The organism is Pedobacter soli (assembly GCF_900101435.1).
Lineage (GTDB): Bacteria > Bacteroidota > Bacteroidia > Sphingobacteriales > Sphingobacteriaceae > Pedobacter > Pedobacter soli.
In genome coordinates, this window is sequence record NZ_FMZH01000003.1 from 290317 (window position 1) to 308788 (window position 18472).

The 18472-nt window shown below is 40.6% G+C and carries 16 protein-coding genes; 8 read left to right on the forward strand and 8 right to left on the reverse strand.

The window, feature by feature from the left end; translation table 11 throughout:
• Window positions 1-85: 85 nt before the first annotated feature.
• The 5 genes from BLR37_RS08585 to BLR37_RS08605 form a co-directional block, all read right to left on the reverse strand.
• Complete coding sequence (locus tag BLR37_RS08585) at window positions 86-571, reverse strand: lipid-binding protein (protein ID WP_090767194.1); 486 nt, start codon at window positions 569-571, stop codon at window positions 86-88.
• Between the two features lie 11 nt (window positions 572-582).
• The gene (locus BLR37_RS08590; RefSeq protein WP_090767198.1) at window positions 583-1236 is read right to left on the reverse strand and encodes an immunoglobulin-like domain-containing protein; all 654 of its coding nucleotides are present in this window, start codon (window positions 1234-1236) and stop codon (window positions 583-585) included.
• A 20-nt stretch (window positions 1237-1256) separates the two neighbouring features.
• On the reverse strand, window positions 1257-2726 hold the full coding sequence (locus BLR37_RS08595) for a SusD/RagB family nutrient-binding outer membrane lipoprotein (protein ID WP_090767201.1): 1470 nt from the start codon (window positions 2724-2726) through the stop codon (window positions 1257-1259).
• 11 nt (window positions 2727-2737) lie between these two features.
• The gene (locus tag BLR37_RS08600) at window positions 2738-5908 is read right to left on the reverse strand and encodes a SusC/RagA family TonB-linked outer membrane protein (RefSeq protein WP_090767204.1); all 3171 of its coding nucleotides are present in this window, start codon (window positions 5906-5908) and stop codon (window positions 2738-2740) included.
• A 186-nt stretch (window positions 5909-6094) separates the two neighbouring features.
• Window positions 6095-8590 carry a M14 family metallopeptidase gene (locus BLR37_RS08605; RefSeq protein WP_090767207.1) on the reverse strand — a complete coding sequence of 832 codons (2496 nt, stop codon included), beginning with the start codon at window positions 8588-8590 and terminating at the stop codon, window positions 6095-6097.
• 84 nt (window positions 8591-8674) lie between these two features.
• On the opposite strand from BLR37_RS08605, the gene BLR37_RS08610 reads away from it, so the two are divergent.
• Window positions 8675-9976 (forward strand): UDP-N-acetylmuramoyl-tripeptide--D-alanyl-D-alanine ligase, encoded by a 1302-nt coding sequence (locus BLR37_RS08610; RefSeq protein ID WP_208599619.1) that lies wholly within the window; start codon window positions 8675-8677, stop codon window positions 9974-9976.
• A gap of 120 nt (window positions 9977-10096) precedes the next feature.
• On the opposite strand, the gene BLR37_RS08615 is transcribed toward BLR37_RS08610, so the two are convergent.
• Genes BLR37_RS08615 through BLR37_RS08625 form a run of 3 tightly spaced genes read right to left on the reverse strand, consistent with a single transcriptional unit; the run spans window position 10097 to window position 13254 of the window.
• Window positions 10097-10591: a gliding motility lipoprotein GldH gene (locus BLR37_RS08615; protein ID WP_039474214.1), complete on the reverse strand. Its 495-nt coding sequence runs from the start codon at window positions 10589-10591 to the stop codon at window positions 10097-10099.
• The gene (locus BLR37_RS08620; protein WP_090767210.1) at window positions 10560-12104 is read right to left on the reverse strand and encodes a PSP1 domain-containing protein; all 1545 of its coding nucleotides are present in this window, start codon (window positions 12102-12104) and stop codon (window positions 10560-10562) included. The genes BLR37_RS08615 and BLR37_RS08620 overlap by 32 nt, the downstream gene beginning before the upstream one ends.
• A gap of 1 nt (window position 12105) precedes the next feature.
• A complete protein-coding gene (locus BLR37_RS08625) occupies window positions 12106-13254 on the reverse strand; it encodes a DNA polymerase III subunit (RefSeq protein WP_090767213.1) in 1149 nt (382 codons plus the stop codon).
• A 161-nt stretch (window positions 13255-13415) separates the two neighbouring features.
• Here BLR37_RS08625 and ruvX point away from each other — a divergent pair, with 161 nt between their 5' ends.
• The 7 genes from ruvX to BLR37_RS08660 all read left to right on the forward strand — a co-directional run bounded on the left by ruvX (window position 13416) and on the right by BLR37_RS08660 (window position 18450).
• Window positions 13416-13832: a Holliday junction resolvase RuvX gene (gene ruvX / locus BLR37_RS08630; protein WP_090767216.1), complete on the forward strand. Its 417-nt coding sequence runs from the start codon at window positions 13416-13418 to the stop codon at window positions 13830-13832.
• Between the two features lie 7 nt (window positions 13833-13839).
• Window positions 13840-14478: an O-methyltransferase gene (locus tag BLR37_RS08635; protein WP_090767220.1), complete on the forward strand. Its 639-nt coding sequence runs from the start codon at window positions 13840-13842 to the stop codon at window positions 14476-14478.
• Window positions 14479-14562: 84 nt separating this feature from the next.
• Window positions 14563-15237 carry a glucosaminidase domain and LysM peptidoglycan-binding domain-containing protein gene (locus BLR37_RS08640; protein ID WP_090767224.1) on the forward strand — a complete coding sequence of 225 codons (675 nt, stop codon included), beginning with the start codon at window positions 14563-14565 and terminating at the stop codon, window positions 15235-15237.
• Window positions 15238-15387: 150 nt separating this feature from the next.
• Window positions 15388-16230 carry a glucosaminidase domain-containing protein gene (locus tag BLR37_RS08645; RefSeq protein ID WP_039474196.1) on the forward strand — a complete coding sequence of 281 codons (843 nt, stop codon included), beginning with the start codon at window positions 15388-15390 and terminating at the stop codon, window positions 16228-16230.
• Window positions 16231-16278: 48 nt separating this feature from the next.
• On the forward strand, window positions 16279-17031 hold the full coding sequence (locus tag BLR37_RS08650) for a hypothetical protein (RefSeq protein ID WP_090767227.1): 753 nt from the start codon (window positions 16279-16281) through the stop codon (window positions 17029-17031).
• A complete protein-coding gene (locus tag BLR37_RS08655) occupies window positions 17028-17351 on the forward strand; it encodes a hypothetical protein (RefSeq protein ID WP_244154625.1) in 324 nt (107 codons plus the stop codon). Before BLR37_RS08650 ends, BLR37_RS08655 begins: the two co-directional genes overlap by 4 nt.
• A gap of 94 nt (window positions 17352-17445) precedes the next feature.
• Window positions 17446-18450, forward strand: a complete 1005-nt coding sequence (locus BLR37_RS08660) for a DUF3078 domain-containing protein (protein ID WP_090767230.1) — start codon at window positions 17446-17448, stop codon at window positions 18448-18450.
• Window positions 18451-18472: the final 22 nt, after the last annotated feature.

Genomic DNA, 18472 nt, shown 5'->3' on the forward strand with positions numbered 1-18472 from the left:
CCTCTTTACAATGGTTTTTATCTTAAAACAAAACAGCCTCCTGAAAATAAATTCAGAAGGCTGTCTATTTAAATTACCGACCAGCTTAATGATCGTCATCTACAAATTTGGTTCTGTGATATCCTTTAAGGTGATAAACGGTTCCTGGATCATCAGAAAATTCAACATCCAGTGTAATTGCATCTGTTGGTGCCTTTGAAACCGGACCAGTAGTGCCATTAGGTGTTATTTTACCATTAGTTACCGTAAAAGTTATCCCTCCGGGATAGGTACCTGCATTGGCTATATTTTGCCCAGTAAGGGTCTTGTTATCTACATTTACGTTTACCTTTCCAAAAACAGTCTGGGTAGCCGAAGTAGACCAAAAATTAGTAAGATTCAACCACATTTGAGATGAAGAATTATCAGCAGTGTTATAGGTCGAAATCCCATAATAAGCACCAGTCCCATCAATCTGTACCCACCATTCACCAGATAGGTCCTGTACCGCAGTACCACCAACCGGCTCTTCTTTTTTACAAGCAGAGATGCTTAGTACAAAAAGTGTTAGTATATAAAAATATTTTTTCATCGTTTTATTATTTATTGTTTAACAAAGGTTCTTACTGCTGTACCATAACCAGGATTTTCAACTGCCCAAGAATAATTGCCAGTAATCAGATCTTTACTTTCCGTATTTGATCCCCATGGCCCGCTGTCTGTGTTCTGCTGAGGAATATCAATGGTACTACCTGTAGGGTTTATTGCAATAACGTTTACTGTAGTACCCGTTGCTGCACCGCCAGGATTATTAACCAAATAAGCGCCGGGAGCCAATTTTGTCCATTTAGTGATTGTTCCGGTAGCAGCCCGAAGGTAGTTGCCAGAAAAATCGTTAGCTACAGCATCAGCTTTGGTATCATAAACTACAACTGATCTGGTAGCAGTTGCAGAAAAGCCATCTGTATTAGTAGCCGAGTAGGTGATTAAATAAACACCTGCAGTTGCCGTATTGGGTAAACCTGTAGTTTTTACTTCGATAGTACTTGTTCCTGCTACTGCAGTAGCTCCGGCATCAGTATAAGTTGCACCTTTAGCTACTGCTACATACTTATCACCTTTCATTGTTAATGTCGGGAAAACAGTTATTTTAGAAATACCCACGTAGCCTTCCGGATAATCAAACGACTGCTTTTTGCAAGAGCTGTAAACTAAGCTTACAGCCCCCAATATGATTATTGTTAAATATCTTTTCATCTCTTTATCATTTATAAATGTTATTTACCCCACCAAACTTTAGTTGTAATTGGCACCTCTGCAGGCGTATTACTATTTCTATCCCTTGACGACGCCGGGTATACCAAACGCTTAGGAAACAAACCAGCAGTAACGCCATTTTTTGAGTAAACCCATTGTCCGGGTATATAACTTGCATCAGTTGAGTAAACTGTACTTGTTTTAGGGTATCCGGTACGCTCCTGCTCAAAAAAGCCCTCCAAACTATGTGAACCGGCAAATGAAGCCCATTTTTGAACGATAATCTTCTCTAATTTCTGATCAAAGGTTCCACTATACAGCAAATAAGCTGCAGGAACTGAAGTTGTAGCCAATCCAACTTGTGTAAAGGCTGCACGAACGCCATTTTGATACATGGCCAAAGCGCCTGTTCCACCATAATAACGCTCAAGTGCTTCTGCCTGCATCAGGTAAGATTCTGCTGCAGAAATGAACCATACCGGATCTTTTGCGGTTTGTGCAAAAACTGTAGCACTGGCATAAGTTGGCTGCTGTGTAGCTGTAGCTGTATAATCGCCCTGATTCATTGGGGTTGGATTAGCAGTTCCAAAGTAATAATTAACCCTTGGGTCGTTATTCGTGGTTAACCATGAAGTAAATGTTTTACTAGCCCTTAAATTGGTAGTTGTATTTAAACGACGGATATTATATTCGTAAAATGGATTGCTATTATCAGGCGTTCCGTCAAATGTAGCCAATCCAGCATTCGTAGTCAGAAAATTTGCTCCATCTGTATACAATTTTGTAATACCAGCCTGAGCTTCTGCAGGTTTTGCATTTACCATCCTTAAATACATTTTTAACTTTAACGTGTTGGCAAACTTGGTCCACAAGCTCATATCGCCACCGAAAAGAAAATCGGTTTTTTTCTGATCACTGCTCAATGCAATGCTGGTATAATCTTTAGCTAAAGCTGCATCAATTTCGGCAAGTAAGCCTACATAAATGGTATAACCATCATCAAATTTTGGTTGTAAATTGTCTACACCTTTCAAAGCTTCAGTATAAGGAACCTGGTCGTACAAATCAACCAACACCTGATAGGTGTAAGCTTTCATAACCGTAGCCATTAAATTATAGCGCCAGTCGCTTTTAGCCTGAGCAAGTTTTATTGCCAATTGATAATCAGCAAGGGCACCAGAAAAAAGCTCGTTATAACTGCCATTAAAATCATTACGGGTTAATGCATACGAATCAATTGTTTTATATTGATTTGAAGCATTTGCCTGGGTATAATATTGAGACCAAATTCCGCCCAGAATAGTTAAATCTCCACCAACGCGCCCTGCAGTAGAAGCTACAGCCGAAGGAAATAATACCTCAGGTGTAGTGGTTTCTATTAGGGGGTTATTTGGACTTATGTTTATATCTAGTGTTTTCTTACATCCAAAAGCAAGAAACACTACTGCTGAAAACATCAGCGCTTTATATTTTATATGATTATTTTTCATTGTGAGATAGATTAAAATGAAACTTTTAATGATGCACCAAAGAACCTTACCGGAGGCGCAGTTCTGAACTCACCAAATTCACTTCCTAAATCATTTCCGAAGTTAGAAACCTCAGGATCGATTGTATTGTTGTTTTTTGCCAGCCAGGTAACAAGATTTCTTCCAAAAACAGAAACACTTGCACGTTGTGCACCTATTTTACCAACAATAGATTTTGGCAGGTTATAACTTAAAGTAGCTTCTCTTAATTTTAAGAAAGATCTATCTAAAATACGGTTAGCATAAGCATCGGCCTTGTTTGAGGTGTGATAATAAAAATCATCAGTATTGGCTTCAGTAATTGGCGTAGTATTTTCTACATACGTACCGTTGGCCAGTTTTTGTACCGAGTTAGGAACAATAAATGGACGGCGATCATTATAAGTTGTTTTAGCATCAGCACCAACGAAGTTTAACAAATCGGCAGTTCCTGAATAAAACACCCCACCTTTATGCCAATCTAGGGTAAACGAAAGTGAAAAATCTTTGTAACGGAACTGGTTGGCTAAACCCATTACAAAATCCGGAACTGTAGAACCAAAGCTTACATTTTCAGAAGAATATACCGGATATCCGTTAGCATCAACAATAACCTGACCGCTTGGGCTATAGGTACGTGTTGGTGCTTCGATAATACCTAAGGGTTGGCCCACACGCGCAACAAACTGAGCATCGTATGCAGTGTTTAGGACTACCTTATCTAACCCTGCCGGCAATTCAGTAACCTTACTGTTTTCTTTAGTGAAGGTATAATTCAGGTTCCAGTCAATATCTGTAGTTTTAATTGGCTTTATGTTTACTGCAAGCTCCACTCCCTTATTACGAACAGAACCGAAGTTAACAATGTACGATGAGTAACCTGTAGATGGATCGATAGGCAAAGGAATAATCTGATCTTTTCTTAACTTATTGTAATAAGTTGCATCGATACCAATACGATCTTGTAAAAATCTGATCTCAGCACCTAACTCTACCTCTTTAACACGCTCTGGTTTAAAGTTGTTACTGTTTAACTGGTTAGAAATCGAATAACCCGGAACGCCAAAAATAGGGAAGGTTAATGTTCCGAAACCTAGTGGAACTGATGTTCTGGTTGCGCTGTTAAACACCCGATAAGGATCAGTATCACTACCTGTTTCACCATAACTTGCTCTGATTTTTAAGAAGCTGATCGGTGTTTTACTAAAATCGATTGCTTGTGAAGCAATGAAAGCTAAACTTGAAGCCGGATAAAAATAACTGTTGTTATCCTGAGGAAGCGTTGATGACCAATCATTTCTACCGGTAACAGTTAAATACAGGTATTTGTTATAACCAAAGGTTGCTGAGGCATAGGCACCAAATAAACGGCGGTGCGATTCTGCACTGGTTGAAGTTGGCTTGTTTGCAGAGTTATTGATCTGATAAAAGCCTGGTATAGCTAAATCTTCAATACCTGTAGTTAATACTCTTGAACCACGATCGTTATAGTTAACCCCAATTAAACCATCTAAATCAAAATGACTATTTAGTTCTTTGTTAAAAAGTGCATTTAATTTCGAATCATACTCAAAGGTTTTTACTGACCCGTCAATTACATCACCTGCATCGGCTGCTCTTGAAGATCCTTCGATGTTTCCTCCGGCATTATAACTGCCTGGGCTAGGTGCGTTTTTATTGTGCCAGATTTTACTAATCGCGTTGTCAATATCAGCTCCTTGCTGGAATTGGAAACTTAACCAGCCAGTTGCTTTATAGTTTAAATTAATATTTCCATACACACGATCACTTTTATACCGACTTCCATTTTCATAAATAGAATAATAAGGGTTTTCGGCATAAGGTGTAAAATAATTATCTACGTTAAAGAACTTGTTTTTATAATCCTGAAGGTCCTTAATCGGAATATCTCCCGGAATCTGAAGGATATCCTCATAAAACGACGAACCAATACCCGAATTTGCACCACCCTGATTGATAAACTTGGTTGTTTTACCCACATAGTTTAAAGAGGCGTCAGCAGAAAACTTTCCGTACTTGGTAGATCCTTTTAAGGTAAAGTTATTTCTTTTGTAAGAATCATTGTCGGATGGCAGATAACCATTGCTGTAAATATTACCGTAAGAAAAATAAGCAGTGCTATTTTCATTTCCACCACTTAAAGCTATGTTATTGTTTAACTCTATACCGGTAGTTAAAGCATCTCTAACATTGTTTTTAATGAAAGAGTAAGGCTTTAGTAATTGGGAATTGTCTACAATAGCACCCCATGGCCGTAATTGACCATCGTATTTTGGGCCCCAGTTACCATTTTCTGAAGGAATGTAAGTACCATCCCAACCTTGGCCAAACTGATCCTGAAGCTTATAAACAGAAGCAACGTTGGTTAATGTGGTAGCTGTAGAAAGATCTACCTTTAGTTTTCCAGCAGCACCTTTTTTAGTGGTAACGATTAAAACACCATTCGAACCACGCGAACCATATAAGGCTGTTGCTGCCGATCCTTTTAAAATACTGATACTTTCGATATTGTTTGGATCGATGTCGTTTGCATTGTTACCAAAGTCATAGTTGTTATCAGACCCTGCGGTTGAGTTATCCAAAGGCACACCATCAACAACGTACAGGGGCTGATTGCTACCTGTTATTGATGAATAACCCCTTAAAATAACTTTAGTTGAACCACCTGGCGCACCAGAAGTATTGGAAATGTTTACCCCGGCAACCTTTCCTTGCAAACCACCAAATAAACTTGCGGGCGCAGAAGCATTAACCTCCGCCGACTTTAAGGTACTTTGAGAGTAACCCAATGTTTTCGTAGCCTTGTTAACACCCAATGCTGTTACCACAACCTCGCCTAAAGCCTTCGAATCGGTATTTAAAACAACATTAATTACATTTGAGCTGCTGATTGGCCTTGTTTGAGCGGCAAATCCAATTGAAGAGAACTCAAGTACTTTGGCTGATGAGGAGACTTTGATGGAGAATTTTCCATTCGAATCGGTAGAGGTACCACCAGCGGCACCCTGGATTTTTACGCTTACTCCAGGAATTGGCAGTTTATCGTCAGCAGACGTAACTGTCCCTGTGATTGTTCGATCCTGTGCCATTGCGTTTACCGCAAAAAACAGGACAATGAACAAACTCTGTAGAAGTTTTTTCATAGTAGAAATAGGTTAGTTAATGTGTAAAATAATACTCTAAATTAGAGTTAGTTAGCTCCACAAGCAAATTAATTTTAACTTTTTTTAACTAATCCTGTCCTAAATACACCCCAAGGCCTATTTTATAAGCGTAACTTTTTTGTTAACTAACAATTTAGGAATTTCTTTTGAAGAAATAACCGTAGGTTAATAACTACAGAAAATGATGTTACCGTAAAGGGTTTTGCCTCCTTCCCAAAAGTTCCTGAAAAGTGGGTCGTTTGCCAGGTAAACAACCTGCCCCCGGCCAAAATCCTGCACCCCAATCAGCAAACCTGTTTTCAGTTCTTCTCTTGCTTTTTTGCCAACAATCCCCGCCATTAAACTTTTTTCGTTAACCAGACCTACATTCCAGCCTTTAGCAAAGGGTTCGTATATTTTCCGGTCTGTTTTTAAGCTGTAATATGTTTTTCCGATACCGTACGAAAAAGGGTGAGAAGCATCGAGGTTAATTTTATAAATGGCACCCGGTATGGTGGTTTCAAAATCATCGCGGTCTTTATCCTTAAAAAGCAGTTTATTGGCATCTGGTTTTTCATCTTTCTTCACTGCAGCTTCTTTCTTTTTAATGTCAAAACCTTTTTTATCGAAAACACTTTCGATAGCATCTTCCATCAAAATCAATTTTCCTCCCTTGTTTAACCATGCCGTTAAGCCATCACCTATAAAAGGTGCGTAGCTACCATCTGGTAGAATCAGTATATTAACCTTGTTGATATCTAGATTGTTGATATCTCTGGCATTAATAATACTGGGCGAGAGATTTAAATCATGCTCCAGGTAGAACCAGGCTTCACCAAATGCGAGAGAGGAAACCTCCATACCCGATACTATAGCAATTTTAGGTTGTCTTAATAATGGATAAACATTGGAACCAAAATCTTTGCCTTTCTCTACAAAGCCACTCGAAACCGCCTGGATGGGCTTATCTAATTTCTTTGCAATTGCAGCTATCTTATCTTTTACCCCTCTGGCCAGTTTTTCATTCTCAGCCCTGAGTACAATCAGCGTACCGGCAGGGTAATCTTTTCCGTTTACCGAAAAGGGCTGATCGGCCTGCCTCACTTTAATATTTTCCTTTTGCAAAGCAATCAACACCTGCGCATCCTCGCTTGTTCCCCAGTTAAACAGCCAGGCCAATGGCTTATCTACCTCGTTACTGGCTATTTTAGGTTCTTCGAGGGTAGCAAATTTACCTTTTATGTTTTCTTTACTGGCGTAAGCTTTTAATCCATAGATATAAGGAAGCGCCCAGGCGGTAATATCGTAGGTATTAGAGTCGGTTACAACGGTATGCGGCTCTAACAGTACATTCGCCAAAACGGCCCGCGATTGCAGCACACTCACAATTAAATCATTCCGCCCAACTGAAAAATTTTCCTCCTTTTGGCTGTCGTAATCGTAACCACGACCTTGTTTATCTCCTCCAAAAGCAAATTCGATCTTGTTTTTACTTAGCAATTCGGCTAGCTTTTTTAAGCGCGACAAGTTGCTTGCCTTTATAATATAGCTTTTATAAATACCTGGCGCATTGCTCAACCCTTGCTGAAAATATTTTTTATACTCTTCCAAAAGTTTATTGTGGCTTAAAGCGGTTACTTCGAGAGTTGAAATACCCGTTGTAAAGTGATGGGCAATACGATCTTTTAAGGTTAATGTATCACCATCGTTGGTTACCACCGATAAACCTGCCCTGATACCCCCTTGCTCATACGTCATCCCGATTGATCCATTATACAGCGGATAGGTATCACCGTAAGAAGGGTAGAGCAGATCGAAACGCTCTTTAGTAAAATATTGCCAGCCTTCGGCGTCGAAATATTTAGCATTATTTTTCCCTACAACCACCTGAAAACTTTTTTGCCAGGGTGTAATATCCTGATGTACAGGCTCTGCTGCCGGCGCAAAATAATAAGGTTCGTTATAGCTTTGCTCGTGAAAGTCGACGTGCACCTGAGGCATCCATTGGCTGTATAAAGCCAGCCTTTGCTGACTTTCTATCTGTGTTTGCCAGGCCCAATCGCGGTTTAAATCAAAATAATAATGATTGGGTCGACCGCCTGGCCAGGGCTCCATGTGCTCGCGTGATGAAGGATCGGAATTAGGTGTTTTGCCCACTACGCTATTAAAATAATTCACATAGCGGTCGCGCCCATCAGGATTTAAGCAGGGATCAATCACTACCACAGTATTTTTTAGCCACTCATTAGCAGGCTTATAAGTATCTGATGCCAAGGTGTACAGCATCTTCAAAGCTGTTTCGGTAGAGCTGGCCTCGTTTCCATGCACATTATAACTCAGCCAAAGGATTGCTGGTTGCCGGGCTAAATCAACATTGGTATTGGTTCCGGTACTCAGTTTAAGGTTATTATTTCTAATTTGTTCTAACTGGCTGATATTTTCAGGTGCCGAAACAATGGCTACCAGTAATGGCCTGCCTTCGTTAGTTTTGCCATATTCAATTAATTTTACATTTTTTGGAGAAGCCGCAGCAATCTGCCTGAAATAATCGGCCACTTTGTGGTGCGGGGTAAAGCGTGTGCCAAGTTCGTAGCCCAGAAAATCATCAGGAGTTTTCAGCTGGGCCTGTACTAAAAAAATAGAGCTCAGCAAGATCAGGCAGAACGTTAGCAGTCTTTTCATGCGAAAATAATTTTACCTAATGTACTAATTTTGTTTTTTGTTGTTGCTAAAGCTTAATTTTACATCACATTTTTTTACGACCACATGATTACAACCGAAAAACTATACGACCACTATCTGCAAAATCCCGTTATTTCTACCGATACAAGAAACATTACACCCGGTTGTATATTTTTTGCGTTGAAAGGTGATCTTTTTAATGCGAACGAATTTGCCCATCAGGCCATTGAAAAAGGAGCAGCTTACGCGGTAATTGATGAAGAAAAGTATGCAGAAAATACACAATGCTTACTGGTAGATGATGTATTAGCCACTTTGCAGGATCTGGCTCGCTACCACCGCAAACAGTTAAATATTCCAGTTATAGGTTTAACTGGCAGCAACGGCAAAACCACCAGTAAAGAATTGGTAAACGCTGTACTGGCCGAACGTTACAAAACCTTTGCCACTTTTGGCAACCTGAATAACCACATTGGTGTTCCTTTATCCATATTAGCCATTACCGCTGATGTGCAGATTGCAGTGATAGAGATGGGAGCCAACCACCAGAAAGAAATTGAACTGCTTTGCACTATTGCCCAGCCTACACATGGTATTATTACCAATGTTGGTATGGCCCATTTAGATGGTTTTGGTGGCTTTGAAGGGGTAAAAAAAGGAAAAGCAGAGCTTTATGCTTACCTGAAAGCAACCAATGGCTATACTTTTATTAACCGGAACAATGCTTATCTGCTCGAAATGAGTGCTAACGCAGGCTTAAATAAACTGATATATTACGGAACAGAAAATGGCAACACCATTAAAGGCACGCTAAAGAGCAGCGATCCTTTTATTGAGGTAACATGGACTAACCATGAGGCTGAATCGACTGTTAAAACCAATTTAACAGGCAGTTACAATTTCGAAAACATACTTGCAGCCATCTGCATTGGCGATTTCTTCGACATGAATCCCGAAGAAATTAATGCCGGTTTAGCCAACTATCAACCCAAAAATAACCGGTCGCAATTAACCAAAACCGAAAAAAACACGGTAATCTGCGATTTTTACAATGCCAATCCCAGCAGTATGACTGCCGCTTTAAACAATATTTCAGTTTTATCGGCCGGAAAAAAGACAGCTATTTTGGGTGACATGTTTGAGCTTGGCCCCGAATCGCCAACCCAGCACGAGCTGATTGTTAACCAGGCACAGGAAAGCGGATTAGATCAACTGATTTTTATCGGCAAATATTTCTATGCCTTTAAAGACCAGGTTAATGGTCTGTTTTTTGAAACACCTGCTGAAGCGGCAGATTACTTGCAACAAAATCCAATTCAGGATCATCTGGTATTGTTAAAAGGATCGAGGGGGATGAAGCTGGAGAATTTGTTGCAGTATATTTAGCCGTGAATATGAATAGCGAACATATAACTTAGAGAGCTAACCGATGGCTGTTTCATTAAGTACTTAAAAGAGGTGCTGAAATAAATTCAGCATGACGAAAAAATTAGCCTATACCTCGCGTTATTGCACCTGCTCAATCGCAAGCCCTACATCGCTCACTTCTAACAACGGGTTATCGCGCATATTCTGCTCAATTTCGATGTCAAACTTCCCGTTGCGGGGAAAATGGTAATTGGTGAGCATAGGTAAGGTATAGCTGAATATATTGCCTGAACCACTTCCCAGCCATTCGCCATCATTTTTGGCCAGTTTGTATTGGTAACGCTTGGTTACCACCTGTTTCCCGTCTTTAAAGTGCGCCAAAATGAAAATATTGGCATACTTGTAATCGGCAGTATGCCTTAGTTTGAAATAAATATTATAACCTTTGGTGTAATCCTTAATTTCAAACGGTGTTGAAATATGGTTACGATAGGTCCAGCGTCGGTCCGCCAGCTCAACATTGCTATCGATAACAGTACCGCTGGTACAACTCGCCAATAACGATACCATTGCACAAAAACCGAATACCAGGAAGTTTATTTTATTCGGCAGCAGGTTTATTTTCTGAACCATTGTTATTGTTTCGGCGGTTATTGTTTTTCCTACGATTATTTCTGTTCTTGTTTTTGCTCGCTTCAGGCTTTTCTCCCTGCACTGCATTTCCTTCTGCTTTAACAACTGGTTTTTGCCCCTGGGGCTGTTGCTGCTGTTGCTTAGGTTTGTTGTTTTGAGGCTTTGGTCCGTTAACATGTGCTGGTTTTGGCACAGCCTGCTGTGGGCTTTGACCTTTTGGTGCAGCATTTTGTTGCTGTTTCTGGTTTTGCTGCTGCTTTCCGCCTTGTTGCTGCTTTTGTCCACCTTGCTGTTGAGGCCTGTTATTATTAGGCTGAGGGCTTTTCTCGCCAGCAGGTACTCTATCGCGATTATTCTTTTGGTTGTTACGGTTGTTCTTCTGATTATTGTTGCGATTGTTTTTACCACGCGAACGTTCATCCAAGCGCGTTAAACTATCCTGACCAACCACGTTTTCGTAGTCGAACGATTTTTCTACCACAACCGGAGCTGCAATCTGGATGGCATCCTCTTTCAGATTCGGCACCTTTTTACCAGCTTTGTTTAAAGCCATGATTTCTTTTACGCGCGCCGCCTTAACCGGAATCCAGTTTTCATCGCCCTGGTAGCTAAACCACATTATTTTTTTAAAAATATCGGTTTTCTGGTGGCGTGCATAACCGGCTTCGGTATCTAAATTTTCGATTTTATCCGGAATATCTTTCAAGGCATCCAGATAGGTATCGAGCTCGTAGTTTAAGCAACATTTTAATTTACCACACTGGCCCGCCAGTTTTAAGGTATTAAGCGACAGATTTTGATAACGTGCCGCTGCTGTAGAAACGGTTTTAAAATTGGTTAACCAGGTAGAGCAGCACAATTCGCGGCCGCAAGACCCAATCCCACCTAAACGGCCGGCTTCCTGGCGCATCCCAATCTGGCGCATTTCAATCCTGATCCGGAAACTTTCAGCCATTTTTTTAATCAGCTCACGAAAATCCACACGGCCATCGGCAGTATAAAAAAACGTAGCTTTGGTTTTATCGGCCTGATAGTCTACATCGCTTATTTTCATCTGCAAACGGAGGTCGAGCGCCAGTTTACGGGCCTTGTGCATGGTTTCCCATTCCATCCCTTTTGCAGCATTCCATTTTTCTACATCGGCATCGGTAGCTTTTCGGTAAATTTTCTTTACTACCTGATCAACGCTGGTTTTACGGCGCTTCATTTGTATGCGCACCAATTCGCCTGTAAGCGAAACATGGCCTACATCAAAGCCTCCTGTTGGGCCTTCAACGGCTACCAATTCGCCTATTTCGAGGTAAATGTTATCGCTGTTTAAGAAAAACTCTTTACGTGAACCTTTAAATTTGATTTCGGTAACCTGAAAAGGTTTATAATTAGCTGGCATATCCAGGTTGGATAGCCAATCGTGTACTTCCATTGTCTGGCAACCACCGGTGCCGCATGAGCCATTACTCTTGCATCCATTAGGGGTGCAACCACCACCTGTTGAACAACTTCCACATCCCATATTAATTGTATATATATTGAGTCCCCGCAGGGAGCGTTTTAAACTTGATAATTTTTACCAGTTGTAAAGATACATCTAAAAACAGAATTTTCGGATTTGCGTTTCTTTCAATGTGGTAATGTGCTTTTTCCAGCTCGCCAATTATGGCCTCAGCCATCGGTAGCGTAAGCACGTGCATACTTAATTTTTTAGCCGTTTCGAAGGTTAATGGCGGTAATTTTACCAGTTCTTCGGCTCCGCTTAAAATCAAACAGCATTCGCGCAAATAATTTACGCCATACTTTAAAAAATTCTTTTGGTTTTCCCGTCCCCACTTGGCCGCCTCATCGGTAAAGTTAATCAGGTCGGGCACTTTATTGCCAAATCCCATTCTTAACCAGGCCGTAAATGTACCTGAGCTATCGTTTTGGGTATCGGCCGCCAGTGCCTTGGCTTCAATTAAATTACCATCCGCCAGAAAAGCATAATCGGTGGCCTGGTGTTCGGTTAAACCACTGCTATGTAATAAATATCCGGTAACCTCTTCTGCAGTAAGTTTCGGTATTTTAACAATCTGTGTTCTGGATAAAATGGTAGTTAAAATCTGATCCTGACTTTGAGCAATGAGAATAAAAAGTGTATTGGCTGGTGGTTCTTCAATCAGTTTTAACAAAGCGTTGCCAGCCTTATCCAAATATTCGGGCAGCCACATAATTAAAACTTTGGTTTCGGCCTCGAAGGCTTTAAAGCTTAGTTTTTTAATAATATCGTGGCATTCGGCAATGTTGATATTGGCCTGTTTATTGGCTGCATCCAGCTTAGAGCGCCAGATATCCATATCGAAATAAGGATCGCCCAATACCATATTGCGCCATTCATCCAGCACATCAACAGCTGTTTTTACACTAGCAGAAGCAAAGAAAGGATAAGAAAAATGCAGATCGGGGTGAATTAACCGCTCGTACTTCCTACAGCTTGAGCATTCGCCACAGCTATCTGTTTCGCCTCTATCCAAACAATTAATGTATTGCGCATAGGCAATGGCCAGAGGCACAGCACCAGAACCCGCAGGCGACAAAAACAACTGCGCATGGCTAATGCGGTTTTCCTTAACCGTTTGCACCAATTGTTGCTTCACTCTTTCCTGTCCTATGATTTCTTTAAACTGCATTTGGTGCAAAATAAGAAATAGATATGAGATTCGCACATTCGTAATTACGATCTTACCTTAGAAGTACATACTTTGCCCAAAAACCACGCGATTATCGATTATTTCAAAAACCTTACCTTTGGACTTTATTTTTTTAAACGGCGCAAAACGCATAACAACTTATGGCCCGAATTTTAGCTTTTGATTATGGTACCAAGCGCATCGGCATAGCCGTAACAGATCCTTTGCAGATTATTGCAACCGGTTTGGATACCGTTCACCCCAAAGATGTGATTGAATACCTCAAAAAATACCTGCTTACTGAACAGGTAGAAGCTTTTGTAATCGGCGACCCTAAGCAAATGGATGGCACGCCTTCTGATTCGGCACAATATGTAAAAGGCTTTGCCACGCTTTTGAAAAAGTCGTTCCCAGATATTCCAAGGCACTGGGTTGATGAACGTTTTACCTCTAAAATGGCGCACCAGGCCATTATGCAAAGTGGGCTAAAAAAACAAGACCGCCGCGACAAAGAAAGGGTAGATACCATTGCCGCTACTATTATTTTACAATATTTTATGGAAACCAACCGTTTATAACCAACACATGAGCCTGATAAACGACGATTTACAAGATTTACTATTGGCCTATTGCGAGCCTGAAAACGAGTTGCTACAGCATATAGACCGTGAAACCAATTTGAAAGTTTTAATGCCACGAATGATTTCCGGCCACTACCAGGGCAGGGTTTTGAGTATGCTCAGTAAAATGGTTTCGCCAAGAAGGATTTTGGAAATCGGCACATTTACCGGCTACGCCACCCTTTGTCTGGCTGAAGGTTTAACCCCCGACGGAATTTTATACACATTGGATATTAATCTGGAACTGGAGGATATGGTGCGCAGCAATTTTGCGAAATCGAAATATAACGATCAGATTAACTACATTTTGGGCGATGCCAATGCCACTATAAATGATTTAGACGAAGTTTTCGACATTGTTTTTATCGATGCCGATAAGAAAAATAATGGCACCTACTACGACCTTATTTTTGACCGCGTACGCCCTGGCGGAATAATCATTGTGGATAACGTGCTGTGGAGTGGAAAAGTACTTCAGGAGAAACAAGACAAGGACACCAGAAATATTACTAGTTTTAATGATAAAATAGCTGATGATAAGCGGGTTGAGAAATTAATATTACCCGTTAGAGATGGTTTGTTTGTGATCAGGAAATTAGTTTAATTGTATAAACTGTTTAAATCGGTTAATTGATTTGGCAACTCCGGTTAACCAATTAAACGATTAACCGCTTAACCAAAAAAGAAAATGAAAAGAGTTTTTACTTTCTGTTTGCTTCTTTTAATAGCAATTATTTCCAGGGCTCAAGATACAGACGAGTATATTGCAGAGCATGTAGAATATGCACAGGATTTAATGCGCGACCATAAAATTCCGGCCAGCATTATCTTAGCAGTTGCCATACACGAATCGGCTTCGGGGAACAGTAAAATTGCACAACACCTCAACAATCACTTTGGTGTAAAAGGCCCTAACAACAATGCCGAAATCCGTTCTTCATACCGCGATTATTTAAATGCCGATGAATCTTACAGTCATTTTGTTGAGATTATGGAAACCCGGGAGCCTTTTAACAACCTTTTTGCCAAATACGATCAGTACGATTACAAAGGCTGGGCATACGGAATCAGAAGCTGTGGTTATGCCCGCAGCCGGAGCTGGGCTTCACAGGTGATCGGGCTGATTAAAAAATATGAACTTTACCAGTACGATGAGCGGCCTGAAGGTTATGAAGAACCCGTTTATGCCAGCCCGGTACGTCACCGCAAAAGAACCGCAGCCCGATCTAAAATCTATACTGTTAAAGCAGGTGATAACCTAAGTGTAATTGCGAAAAAGAAAGGCACCACCGTTAAAGCGCTGATGCAGAAAAACGGCATGAAAAAAGTAAACTTAAAACCAGGACAGAAGCTCAAGTTTTGAGTTGGCAATTAATAAGCAATAACCAAAATACAATGACCAGGCTTGAGCAACCGGTCAAACAATTCAACAATGGCCAATTAGTGTATGGCGTTTGCTATAACAATTTAACAATACAATTAACCGATTTAAACAATAAACATTACCATCCCTATGCGTTCAGCCAACCATCTTCTCATTATAGCGGCAATCCTTGTTTTTTTTAGCTCGTGTGGCACCAGAAAATTTTCGAAAAACAATAAACAAATCGAAAAAGAGGCCAATAAAGCGAACAACAACAATTACAAAAGCTATAACACGCTAAGTTACATCGACGAATTTAAAGGAGTTGCCATAGAGGAAATGAATGCGGCGGGTATTCCGGCCAGTATTACGCTGGCGCAGGGCATCCTGGAGTCGGGTAGTGGAAACAGCGATCTGGCCAAATATGCCAATAACCACTTCGGTATTAAATGTACATCAGAATGGAAAGGCAAGAACTATTTCCGCGATGATGACCAGAAAAACGACTGTTTCAGGGTTTATAAAGATGCCCGCGAATCTTTTAGGGACCATTCGGAATTTTTAAAGCGCAAGCGGTACAGCTTTCTTTTTCAACTGGATAAAAATGACTATAAAAGTTGGGCGCAAGGTTTAAAAACAGCTGGTTATGCCACGAATCCCCGCTATCCTGATTTATTAATCAACACCATCGAAAAGTATCAGTTATACCAATACGATCAATCGGAAACCGAAAAGCAGAAAATTGCCCGTGAAGATCGGGTATTTACCGAAATCAATAAAAATATTCCACAGGAAAAAGCCAAATTTACACCAGTTGAAACGCCTCCTGCTGGTGCCAAGCCTGTTTTAGCCGATGGAACTTATACTGTTGTAAAAGGCGATACTTTGTATAATATTGCAAAACGTTTTAACTTAACCGTCGATCAGCTAAAAATGCTGAACGAAATGAGTACCGATGGCATTAAACTGGGCCAGGTACTTAAGGTTAAATAATGTTAAGTACAAGCCTGGCCTGCCAGATATTTGTAGTTTTGTAATCTGATGAAATTTTTTGTTATCCTTCTTCTGGCTTTTGGCTTCAGTAACGCGCTTTATGCACAAACCAAACCTGTGCAGGGCATTGTTATTGATAAAGAAACCAAACAACGATTAGCAAAGGTGTACATTTACAACATCCGCACGGGCGATGGCCTGTACAACAATACCAAAGGAGAGTTTAGCACCTTTGCCATTCCTGGCGATACCCTTGTTGCAGCTTTATCGGGTTACGGCGTAGATACTATGGTTTTTAAAGGCCAAACGGCAGCCTATTTTCAGCTTAAATCGCTGGGAATACGTTTACGTGATGTGGTTATCCAGCAGAAACGCCTGAGCCCGCAGCAACTGTACGAAAAAAATGTGCAGGAGTACCGTTATCAAACCATGAAAGGCAGCAGCAAAGATCTGCTTAATTTAGGAAACGGTGGGGTAGGTTTAGGTATTGATGCCATTTATAACCTTTTAAGCAGGCAGGGTAGGAATGCCCGTCACCTGCAAAAAATCCTCGAAAAAGATTACCGCGAAGATTTGATCGATTTCCGTTTTAATGCCAATCTGGTACAGCAGGTACTGGGTATTAAAGCCGACGAACTTACCGATTTCATGCAGCAGTACCGCCCAACCTATCAGTTTGTGCTCGATGCAGATGATTATGCCTTTAATATGTTTATCCGCAATGCCTACCGCAGTTATCGCTTAAACCCTAAGGCCCTGCAGTTACCTCCGCTGCCCAAAATAACCATCGAGAAGCTGTGAAAGCGCCCATCTTCATCGTTAAAAAGCTGCCGGCTGCCGGCATGGCCCTGTTTCCATTCATACTGGTAAAATCGGCTGGGCTTAAAAACGATGCCATCATCATTAACCACGAAAAAATCCATCTGCGCCAGCAACTCGAATTACTTATTCTGCCTTTTTACATCCTCTACCTGCTCAACTATTTCGCAAACCTGTTTAAATACCGAAACCACCATTTGGCCTACCGTAACATCATTTTTGAAAAAGAAGCTTACAACCATGAGCACAATCTGCATTACCTTAAAAAAGGCAGCTGGTATGGCTGGTTAAAAAAAATATGAAACGGCTGTTTTAGTGGCAAATACACTTGTCATCCTGACAATCATTTTGTTAAATGCTTTTTATCTCTAAAAATTTTGTTTTTCTTTGTAGGTAATGAAGAACTTTTTAGCTGCCATAGCCCTTATTCTAAGTCTCTGCTCTACACAATTATATGCTCAGGAAATTGACACGATTCCGATCAATACCAAAGACCTGAACATAAAATTAAAACGCAGTCCGCTGCCAAGCAGACAAGGGCCGCTAAACTTCGAACCCGTAAAAATTAAACCCCTTATTGTTAACGCCAAAATAAGTTACTGGAAAACCAGAACCAACATTGGTATTAACCTTAACCAGGCGCAGTTTAGCGATAACTGGAAGGGTGGGGGTACGAACTCTATTGCAGTGGGCGGTTTATTGAACTGGAAAGCTGAGTATAACAAAAACAGCTATAGTTATGTGAGCGAAGTAGTTTTGCAATACGGTAAGATTAAAAACAAAGATCAGCTGCAAAAGAAAACCAACGACCGTATTTTCTGGGATAATAAAGCATCGTTTCAATTGTCGAAAAGCTGGTATTTCTTCGGATCAATCAGTTTTGAATCTCAATTTGACAGAGGCTTCCGCTATTACAGAGACGGTCAGGGAGAAGAGCAAAAAGTTTTGATTTCGAGATTCATGGCTCCAGGTTATTTAACAGAATCAGTCGGTTTTGAATACAAACCGGTAAAGTATTTTTCTACCCGTATTGGTACAGGTACCGCCCGTCAAACTTTTGTTCTTGACTCAATGGTATACGATGGTAAAAAAGAAGTGTATGCAGTAGAAAAAGGTAAAAAATTTAAAAATGAACTGGCTTTCCAGATTGTAAGTGCATTTGATAAAGATATTTTCACCAATACCAATTTGAAAGCCAGATACGCCATGTTTATTCCTTATAAGGATTTTAAGGCAAGTAAAATTGATCATAGGCTGGATGTTGCTTTAACAGCAAAAATAAACCGCTTTATGAACACCAGTTTAACTGGCGTATTGTTATTTGACGATGATACCGGTACCAATAAAATCCAGGCCAGTCAAACCCTGGCACTTGGCTTTGCCTTTACCTTTCCGAGGTAATTGGATATAAAATAAGAAGACC